The following is a 7,873-nucleotide window of genomic DNA, read 5'->3' as shown; positions in this document are numbered from 1 at the left end:
CGCCGGGGCCCCCCCGGGGCGGCCCGGGGGGGGGGGGGGGGGGGGCGCGGGGCCCCCCCCCCCCGCCCCCCCCCGCCCGGTCCGCCTCCGTCCTCACCGGTCGTACGTGAGGAACACCGCGCCGCTCTCCATCACCTCGTGCCCCGCCAGCTTCCACACCCGCGGGTCGAACGCCGCGTCGCGTCCGAACAGCGGGATGCCCGTGCCCGTCGTCAGCGGCCCCAGCTTGATGATCAGCCGGTCGATCTCCCCGTACAGCGACGCCGCCAGCGCGCCGCCGCCGATGAGCCAGATGTCCTTGCCGTCCTCCTGCTTCAGCTCCGCCACCCGCGCCACCGGATCCCCGGCGACCACCTCGACCGCCTCGGCCGGGCTCTCCCCCAGCGTCGTGGAGAAGACCAGGTGCCGCAGGTGCGGGTACGCGTCGGGCACGCCGGCGGCCAGCCCGATCTCGTACGACTTGCGGCCCTCCAGGACCGTGTCGAAGTGGGTGCCCTCCGCCGTGACGCCCAGCGCCTCGCGCGCCATGACGGGCAGCGTCTCGGGGTAGTGCGCGACGAGGTGCTCCAGGTAGTCGGCGGGGACGGGCCAGAAGCCGCCCGGACCCGTGGGGTCGGAGCCGTCCGGGCCGGCGATGAAGCCGTCGACGGTGCTGGCGATGTAGTAGACGAGCTTGCGCATGACGGTTTCCTTCGTTCGGCACAGTGCGAGGCGCCCCCGGCCTCTCCGGCCGGGGGCGCCTTGATCAGGATAAAGAACCAGGTCAGCGGACGACCGTCTGGATCTCCTTCACGGTCACCGCCTGCTCGGTGACCGACAGCCCGTCGGGCAGGTCGCCGTTCGCCGGCTCCCCGTCGGGGCTCGCCGTCGGGTTCCAGGTGACGTCCCAGACGATCTGGGCCTCCATCGGGTACGTACCCTCGCCGGAGGACTTGCGGTACGTGATGTTGCAGCCGGCGCCCTCGCTGTTGACCTCGTAGCCGCCGCCCGCCTTGACCAGGTCGTACGTGCAGGACGACGGCTCGGCGTACTCCGTGCCCGCGTCGATGCGCAGCGAGACCGGCTCGGCGACGGTCGTGGCCGCGATGTTGATGCCGGCCTGCGCGTTGACGAGGCTGGCCGTCGTCCAGACGCGGTCCAGCGGCTCACTGAACTCGATCTTCGTGGGCAGGTTCACGACGTTGCGGTCGTCGTTGGGCTTGAGGTCCACCGGCGGCGCCGGGAGCTTGGTCCTGTCGTACGCCAGCCCGGCGAGGATCTCCGGGTCGACGGCGTCGGCCGGCGGGTCGGGGTCGCCGCGGTCCACCCAGATCCACAGCTCGCCGATCTCACAGGAGCGCGGCGACATGACGGGGGTGCGCTCCCACCACATGCCGTCCTTGTCCTTGTGGGCGTCGGTCTCCTCTTTGCGGTTCTCCGCGGTGTCGTGGTCGATGCCCTCCAGCGGGCCCTTGTCCTCCATCTCCTCGTTGTGCTTGGCCAGCGCGTCGTTGGTGTACCGCGGCTCGAACCAGCACACCGGCGGCGACCAGTTGCCGGTCGAGCTGGTCATCGGCTGGCCGCCTTCCGGACTGTGGTAGGCGTACACGACGGCGGAGATCCCGTCGCCCCCGCTCGTGCCGCCGCCGCCCGTGTCGGTGGTCCCCGTGCCGCGGTCGGCCACCGCCCCGCCGGCGGAGGCGAGCAGCAGCCCGCAGGCCAGCACGGAGACCGTGGCGCCGGCGCGCGTGCGGTGTGTCAGGCTTCGTCGCGACATTCCTTGCTCCCCCTGGTTGCCTGGTAGTCCACGACCTGCCAGCCGCCGCCGCTCTTCTCCATCGTGGCGCGCGCGTCGATGTAGGAGTTCAGCGTCGTCGGGGTCTTGTCGACCTTCCCGCTCTCGGCGTTCTTCAGATACGCCTTGCTCTGGTCCTCGCAGTACGCGACGACGGCGCGGCCGTCCTTCAGCGAGGTGACCTCGCGGAAGTAGAAGGCGTCGAGCCCGGTGATGGTGACGCCGTCCTTGCGGTACTCGGCGAAGTCGGCCTCGAACGTCGCGGCGGCCTCGCCGGCCCAGTACTTCGAGAAGTTCGGCGTCGCCTCGGTCGCCGCGTACGCCTCCTGCTGGGCCATCAGCGCGTAGCCGTGGTCCCGCAGGATGGCGTCCTTCTGCTCGTCCCCCGTGGCGTCCTCGGCGACCTCGACCTGGACGTCGTCCGGGAGGTCGAACTGCGGAGCGCCGGGCTCCGGTTCGGACGGCTCGGCGGACGGCTCCTGGTCGCCCGACCCCGCGCCCTCGATCTTGTCGCCGGACGACGAACCCCCGTCGTCGCCGCCGCAGCCGGCCAGCAGCAGCGCGGCTGCGGCCACCGCGGCCGCTGCCGCCGCCCGGGTCCCGTTCCTACGCGCTCTCATCGTGCGGTTCCCTCCGTCGCTTCTGGGAGGGGAGCCACGTGCCCCCGTTATGCCTCAACGAGATTAGCGAAGTGAGGTCGCGTCTTCGATGGCAGGAAAGCAACCATGCAGTCACAGAAGCGTGATAGCGGGCCGCGGCCCGGTCTCCGGTCAGGCGTCCGCGTGCTGCCGGGCGGCGAGCGCGTGGGCGATGTCCTTCGTCGCCGGGTAGAGGTCCAGGTAGTGGGCGTAGAGCTGGGCGTAGACGCGGCCCGCGGCGGGGTCGGGGGTGACCGTCGACTCGACGGGGTTCCAGTCGGAGATGTCCCGGGGCGACGCCGTTCCGGCGCCGACGGCGGCAAGGAATGCGTCACCGTACGCGGCGCCGACGAGGTGGCGGGGGATCTGCTGCTCCTGCCCGGTGACGTCGGAGACGATCTGCGTCCACAGCTCGCGGGCGCCGCCGCCGACCGCGACGAGCCTGGCCGGTGCGCCGCCGGCCTCGGTCATCGCGGCGAGGTTGTGGCGGACGCCGTACGCGGTGGCCTCCAGCGCGGCGCGGTAGAGGTGGCCGCGGGTGTGGCGCAGGGTGAGGCCGTGGACGAGGCCGCGGGCGTCGGGGTCGAAGAGCGGGGTGCGCTCGCCCGCGAAGTACGGGAGCATCAGCAGCCCTTCGGCACCCGGCGGGACGGCGGCGGCCTCGGCGACGAGGGTGGCGTAGTCGGAGCCGGTGAGGTCGCGCAGCCAGCCGGTGACGGCACCGGAGGTGGCCATGCCGGCGGCGAGGCAGTACGTTCCGGCGAAGGCGCCCGCCGTGCCCCACAGCTTCGGGCTGGACACCGGCTGCTCGACGACGTTGACCAGGAACATCGTCGTGCCGTACATCAGCATCAGGTCCCCCGCACCGGTGGCGCCGACCGCCGTGGACTCCGCCCAGGCGTCGACCGTGCCGGCGACGACGGGGATCCCGGCGGGCAGGCCGGTGGCGGCAGCGGCGGCGGGGGTGACCTCCCCGACGACGTCGGAGGGCCACACCAGCTCCGGCCACTGGAGCCCCGGCGCGATCTCCTCGCACCGCTCCGCGATCCAGCGCCGCTCGCGCAGGTCGTACAGCGGCGTGCACTGGCTCGCGGAGTGGTGGTCCAGGACGTACGCGCCGGTGAGCCGGTGCGCGAGCAGCGAACTGGCCATGTACCAGCGGCGGGTGCGCGCGTACACCTCAGGCTCGTGCCGCCGCAGCCACTCCAGCTTCGGCCCCACGGCCTGGCTGGTCAGCGGCGAGCCGCACTGCGCGATGACCGCCTCCGCGCCGTACCGGGCGGTCTGCGCCTCGATCTCGGCGCCGGCCCGGGTGTCGACGCCGTAGAGGATCGCGGGCCGCAGCGGGGTGCCGGCTTCGTCGACGGGCAGCAGGCACGGGCCGATCCCGCTGACGCCGACGGCGTCGACCGTCTCCCCCGCCGCGCCCGCCGCGGCCGTCAGCTCGGCGGTCAGCGCGGTGAAGTCGGCCCACCACACCTCCTCGGCATCGTGCTCGACCCAGCCGGGCCGCGGGGTGGCGGTGGCGTGTTCGCGTACGGCCTGGGCGACGAGCGTCCCGTCGCCGCGGACGAGCACGCCCTTGGACGACGAGGTGCCGATGTCGATGCCGAGGAGGAGCCCCATGGGTGTCAGTCGACCTTTCCGCTCATGTCGTACTTGGCGTAGACGTCCTCGGCGTTGGCCTCGGTGATCTCCACCGTGCCGAGGGTCTGCTTCTTCTCCACCTTCTCGCCCGCGGCGATGTCGGCGGCGGTCTTCGCGGCCTCCTCCGCCCCGGTCGGGTACAGGTAGGTGTACGCCATCCGCTCCTGCTGGACGGCGCGGATGCCGCCGTCGGGGATGGCGAGGCCGTCGATGCCGATGAACTTGATCTCGTCCTTGCCCGCGGCCTTCGCCGCCTGCTGGGCGCCGATGGCCATGGGGTCGTTGTGGGCGTAGACGAGGTCGATGTCGGTGCCGCGGGCGAGCCACTGCTGCATGATCTTCGTGCCCTCGGGCTGGAGCCACTTGCCCTCGCGCTCCTCGACGACCTTGATGCCGGGGTTCTCGCCGATGGCCTCCATGAAGCCGTCGTGGCGCTGCTTCTGCGGCTCGGTGGAGAGCAGTCCGCGCAGCTCGGCGACGTTGCCGCCGTCCGGCAGCTCCTTGACGACGGCCTCGCCGGCCTTCTTGCCGATCTCGAAGTTGTCGCCGCCGATGAAGGACGTGTAGCAGTCGGTGTCGACGGTGCGGTCCAGGATGATCACGGGGATGCCGGCGGCGCACGCCTGCTCGACCGCGGGGGTGACGGGGGCGGGCTCGTTCGGCGAGACGATGAGGATGTCGACCTTCTGCTGGACGAACTGCTGGATCTGGCTGACCTGCTGCGCGTTGTCCTGCTGGGCGTCGGCGATCGGCAGGAGCTTCAGGTTCGGGTAGTCCTTGACGTAGTGCTCCAGCTGCTTGTTGAGCTGGGCGCGGTACGGCTCGGCGTTGTTGGCCTGGGAGTAGCCGATGACGAACTCGTCGCCGGCGCCCTTCTCGCCGCCGCCTCCGCCCTCCTCGGTCTTCGAGGCGCAGCCGGCGGCCAGGGCGGTGGCCGCGAGCACGGCGGTGGCGGCGGTGAGCGCTCGGCGCAGGGTGCGGGTGCTGCTGCTCATCGTGGAGTCTCCTTGGAGGCGGGTGCGGAGGCGGGCCCGGGGACCTGGGCCTTGTCGGGGGTGCGGCCCGGTCCCGTACGGGATCGGCCGCCGCGTAGCCTGTCGATGCCGTTCTTGATGCTCTGCAGCAGGTCGGGGCGTTGCAGCACGACCGCGAGGACGACGATCGAGCCCTTGATGACCAGCTGCCAGTTGTCGTCGACGGCGTTCAGGCCGAGGACGTTGTCGAGCAGGGTGAGGATCAGCGCGCCGACGAAGGTGCCGATGATCGTGCCCTTGCCGCCGGCGAGGGAGGCGCCGCCGATGACGGCGGCGGCGATGGCGTCGAGTTCGTACGTGTAGCCGGCCTGCGGGTCGGCGGAGACGCTGTACGCCGCGTCGATGGGTCCTGCGAAGCCGGCGAGCATCCCGGAGAGGGTGAAGACGGCGATGATGACGAAGGTGACGTTGATACCGGAGAGCCGGGCGGCGGTGGGGTTGCCGCCGACGGCGTAGATGTGCCGGCCGAAGGTGGTGCGGGACAGCAGGAGGTGGAAGACGACGCAGACCATGAGGAAGGCGAGGACGGGGAAGTAGATGCCGTCCGGGCCGAGGATGCCTTCGAGGACGTTGTTGTCGGGGGTGCCGAGCTTCTGGAACGACTCGGAGTTCTCCGTGAGTTCGCCGTCCGGGCCGGCGACCAGGGTGCCGACCGACTCGTTGTCGCTCATCTTTCTGTCGAGTCCTCTGGCGATCGACATCATCGCCAGAGTCATGACAAACGATTGAATCTTCAGCCAGGCGGTACCAATGCCGTTGGCCAGGCCGAAGCCGGCGCCGATGAGCATGCACGCGGGCACGATCAGCCAGACGGGCATGTCGTGGTGGGCCACCATGATGGCCGCGGACATCGAGGCGAAGCCCATCAGCGAGCCGACCGACAGGTCGATACCCGCCGCCAGGATGACCAGCGTGACGCCGACCGCGAGGATGCCGCGGGTGGCGAACGCGCCCACGGCGTTGGTCAGGTTGGTCTGGTTGAGGAAGACGTCGCCCTTGGTGATCACGCCGATGGCGACGATGAGGATCAGGCCGATGTACGCCTGCAGCGAGCCGAGCACCGGCAGGATCCGCCGGGCCCGCGACACCGCACCGGTGCCGTCCGGGCCGCCGGGGCCGCCGGGCCCGTGGGTGCCGTCCGGGCCTTCGCCGCCGGCGGGCGCCGGGTCCGGCTGGGTCTTGGTCATCTCCGCGTCAGCTCCGCGTCCCTCGAAGGTGGTGGGTGGTGACGGTCTCGCGCGCCATCGCCGCGGTGAGGACGGCCTCCTGGCCGGCCTGCGGCCCGCGCGCCGGATCGCGGTGGAACTCGCCGGTCAGCCGGCCCTCGCAGAGGACCAGCACCCGGTCGCACATGCCGATCAGCTCGGGCAGCTCGGAGGAGACCACGAGGATCGCGGTGCCCTGCGCGGCCAGTTCGTCCATGAGCCGGTGGATCTCGGCCTTGGCGCCGACGTCGATGCCGCGCGTCGGCTCGTCCATGAGCAGCACGCTCGGCCTGGTCAGCAGGCACTTGGCGAGGACGACCTTCTGCTGGTTGCCGCCGGACAGGTGCTGCACGGCGGTCTCCATGCCGGGCGTCTTCACCTTCAGCGCCTCGATCTGCCCGGCGACCGCCTCCCGTTCGCGGCGCTTGTGCACCGTGCGCCACGGGGTGCGGTAGCGGGCCAGGGCGGCGAGCGAGCCGTTGAACCGCACGGTGTTGGCCGTGACGAGGCTCTGCCCCTTGCGGTCCTCGGCGACCAGCGCGAGGCCGCGGCGGATGGCGTGGCCGGGGCTGCGCGGGCGGTACGGGCGGCCGTCCACCGTGATCCGGCCATGCGCCCGGGTCCCGTAGTGCCCGAAGAGCGCCTGGAGGACCTCGCTGCGCCCGGCGCCCATCAGCCCGGCGATCCCGACGATCTCCCCGGCGCGTACGGAGACGTCCACGCCGTACAGCGACGGGCCGCCGTCCTGCGAGACGTACGTCAGCCCCTCGGCCGCGAGCCGCACCTCGCCGCCGCAATGCTGCTCGGGGCGGCGCGGGAACAGCTCGCCGAGCGGGCGGCCCACCATGAGCCGGACCAGCTCGGCCCGGGTGGTCTCCGCCATGCGGCGGGTGCCGACGTACGCGCCGTCGCGCAGCACGGTGACGGTGCCGGCGATCTCCTCCAGCTCCTCCAGCCGGTGGGAGATGTACACGACGCCGACGCCGCGGGCGGTCAGGTCGCGGATGACGGCGAAGAGGCGCCGTACCTCGGCGTCGGCGAGCGCCGAGGTCGGCTCGTCCATGACGAGCAGCCGCACGTCGAGGTTGAGGGCCTTCGCCACCTCGATGAGCTGCTGCTCCGCGAGCCGGCAGTGCTTGACCAGCCGCCGCGGCGGCACGGCCAGGCCCAGGCCCGCGAGCAGCTCGCGGGCGCGGGCCTCCTGGGCCTTCTTGTCGACGGTGCCGCGGGCGGTGCGCAGCTCGCGGCCGAGGAAGACGTTCTCGGCGACGGACAGCTCGGGGACGAGGTTCAGCTCCTGGTGGATCATCCCGATGCCGTGCCGCTGCGCGTCCTTGGGCGAGTGGATGGCGGCGGGCGCGCCGTCGCGCTCGATGACGCCCTCGTAGTCGGGGTGGACCCCGGCGAGGACGTTCATGAGCGTCGACTTGCCCGCGCCGTTCTCCCCGAGGAGCGCGACCACCTCCCCGGCGTGCACGGTCAGCTCGACCCCCTTGAGCGCGCGCACGCCGGGGAAGGACTTGGCGATACCGCGCATCGCGAGCAGGGGCGGTTTCGCGTCGCTGGACATGCGGT

7 protein-coding genes are annotated in these 7,873 nt (G+C 72.0%); all 7 read right to left on the bottom strand.

Translation table 11 applies throughout. The features are described 5' to 3' along the window. Positions 1–93: 93 nt before the first annotated feature. Complete coding sequence (locus LG396_RS22285; protein ID WP_018839713.1) at positions 94–681, bottom strand: dihydrofolate reductase family protein; 588 nt, start codon at positions 679–681, stop codon at positions 94–96. A gap of 82 nt (positions 682–763) precedes the next feature. Beyond that, positions 764–1,756, bottom strand: coding sequence for a hypothetical protein (locus LG396_RS22280; RefSeq protein ID WP_225796113.1), 993 nt, complete (start codon positions 1,754–1,756; stop codon positions 764–766). Then, complete coding sequence (locus tag LG396_RS22275) at positions 1,738–2,394, bottom strand: hypothetical protein (RefSeq protein ID WP_225796112.1); 657 nt, start codon at positions 2,392–2,394, stop codon at positions 1,738–1,740. Before LG396_RS22275 ends, LG396_RS22280 begins: the two co-directional genes overlap by 19 nt. Positions 2,395–2,544: 150 nt before the next feature. Continuing rightward, positions 2,545–4,038: an FGGY-family carbohydrate kinase gene (locus LG396_RS22270; RefSeq protein WP_225796111.1), complete on the bottom strand. Its 1,494-nt coding sequence runs from the start codon at positions 4,036–4,038 to the stop codon at positions 2,545–2,547. Between the two features lie 5 nt (positions 4,039–4,043). After that, the gene (locus tag LG396_RS22265) at positions 4,044–5,054 is read right to left on the bottom strand and encodes a substrate-binding domain-containing protein (protein ID WP_225796110.1); all 1,011 of its coding nucleotides are present in this window, start codon (positions 5,052–5,054) and stop codon (positions 4,044–4,046) included. Further along, complete coding sequence (locus tag LG396_RS22260) at positions 5,051–6,280, bottom strand: ABC transporter permease (protein ID WP_225796109.1); 1,230 nt, start codon at positions 6,278–6,280, stop codon at positions 5,051–5,053. Before LG396_RS22260 ends, LG396_RS22265 begins: the two co-directional genes overlap by 4 nt. A 7-nt stretch (positions 6,281–6,287) precedes the next feature. After that, entirely contained in the window at positions 6,288–7,868 is a 1,581-nt protein-coding gene (locus tag LG396_RS22255) for a sugar ABC transporter ATP-binding protein (RefSeq protein ID WP_225796108.1), read from the bottom strand. Positions 7,869–7,873: the final 5 nt, after the last annotated feature.

This window comes from Streptomyces aculeolatus, from assembly GCF_020400605.1.
Lineage (GTDB): Bacteria > Actinomycetota > Actinomycetes > Streptomycetales > Streptomycetaceae > Streptomyces > Streptomyces aculeolatus.
The sequence above is the reverse complement of the archived record's forward strand: the minus strand, read 5'-3'. Positions and strand labels throughout refer to the sequence as shown.